This is a genomic window from Acetobacter sicerae (assembly GCF_011516765.1).
Taxonomy (GTDB): domain Bacteria; phylum Pseudomonadota; class Alphaproteobacteria; order Acetobacterales; family Acetobacteraceae; genus Acetobacter; species Acetobacter sicerae.
Window position 1 is genome coordinate 1 of record NZ_JAAABN010000067.1, and the last position, 1309, is coordinate 1309.

Consider the following 1309-nt stretch of genomic DNA (forward strand, 5'->3'; position numbering starts at 1 on the left):
AGCTGGAGACCCGCAAAAACCGGTAGCGTTTGGACGGCTATGGTGATTCATTGAAGTTACGCGATCACGGAGGCCTACTATGGATCCCAAGTCCCTGTTCAGTTTGAGCGATCACCTTGATGCATTGAGCAAGGATGGCGATCCGCTTGAGGTTTTGCAGGAGACGGTGGATTTCGAGTATTTCCGTGCGTGGCTGGTCGAAGGGCTTGGCTATGGCGATGGGAGCAAAGGCGGCCGGCCACCATTCGATCCGGTGATGATGTTCAAGGCCCTGATCCTGCAGGCGCAGCATAATCTGTCAGACGCCCGGATGGAGTTCATGATCCGCGATCGGCTGAGTTGGCTGCGATTTCTGGGACTGTCGCTCGGGGATCGAACGCCGGACGAGAACACGATCCGGCATTTTCGCAATCGCCTGACCGAGACGGGAACGCTCAGGCGGGTGATGAAGGCCTTTGACTGGCACCTCCAGAAGAAGGGCTACATTCCAATGTCCGGGCAGATCGTGGACGCCTCGCTGGTGCCTGCGCCAAGACAGCGGAACACCGAGGGCGAACGCGAAGCGATCAAGTCGGGGAAGAGCGCCAGAGACATTTGGCCGGACGAGCCGAACAAGGCAGCACAGAAGGATACCGACGCTCGCTGGACACTCAAGGTCGGCGGAAAAGTCCGGTATCGGGCTGATGGGACGCCGCTCCCCATGATCGCCCTGCCGGTTTTCGGCTACAAATCCCACATCAGCATCGACCGACGCTTCGGCTTCATCCGAGGCATGGCGGTGACTTCGGCGTCAGCGGCGGACGGGCGTCTTCTCCGGCAGGTCGTCAGCACGAACAATACCAGTTCCGAGGTCTGGGCAGACAGTGCCTATCGATCCAGGCGCAACGAGAAGTGGCTGTCGGACCAGATGCTCACGTCCCGTATTCATCGGCGCAAACCCATGGGCAAGCCGATGTCAAAGGCAACCGCGAGGGCCAATGCCGCCAAATCCTCGATCCGTGCGCATGTTGAGCATGTCTTCGCGCATCAGAAAAACCGGTTCACACTGTTCATCCGCACCATCGGCCTCGCCCGCGCTGAGGCGAAACTGACCCTTTGCAACCTGGCCTACAACTTCAATCGGCTGATCTTCCACGAGCGTCTAAAAACCGCAGGCTGACTCTGTCAGCAAGTCGGCAAAACCGGCGAAATCAACGCCGGGCATCGTGGAAATCGGTCCGAATGATACCCTTGGTGCGCCCCGCAACCTCGACGTCATAAAGCCAGCCCGCTTCGCCAGAAATTACCCGGTTTTTGCGGGTCTCCAGCT

At 58.9% G+C, this 1309-nt stretch carries 1 protein-coding gene; it reads left to right on the forward strand.

Annotated elements, in window-relative coordinates:
- Positions 1–79 precede the first annotated feature (79 nt).
- Positions 80–1159, forward strand: a complete 1080-nt coding sequence (locus tag GVI59_RS18585) for an IS5/IS1182 family transposase (RefSeq protein ID WP_045542011.1) — start codon at positions 80–82, stop codon at positions 1157–1159.
- Positions 1160–1309 lie beyond the last annotated feature (150 nt).

Excerpts from the sequence above, each read along its gene's own strand:
- GVI59_RS18585 (WP_045542011.1), top strand. The coding sequence starts at position 80 with ATGGATCCCAAGTCCCTGTTCAGTTTGAGCGATCACCTTGATGCATTG.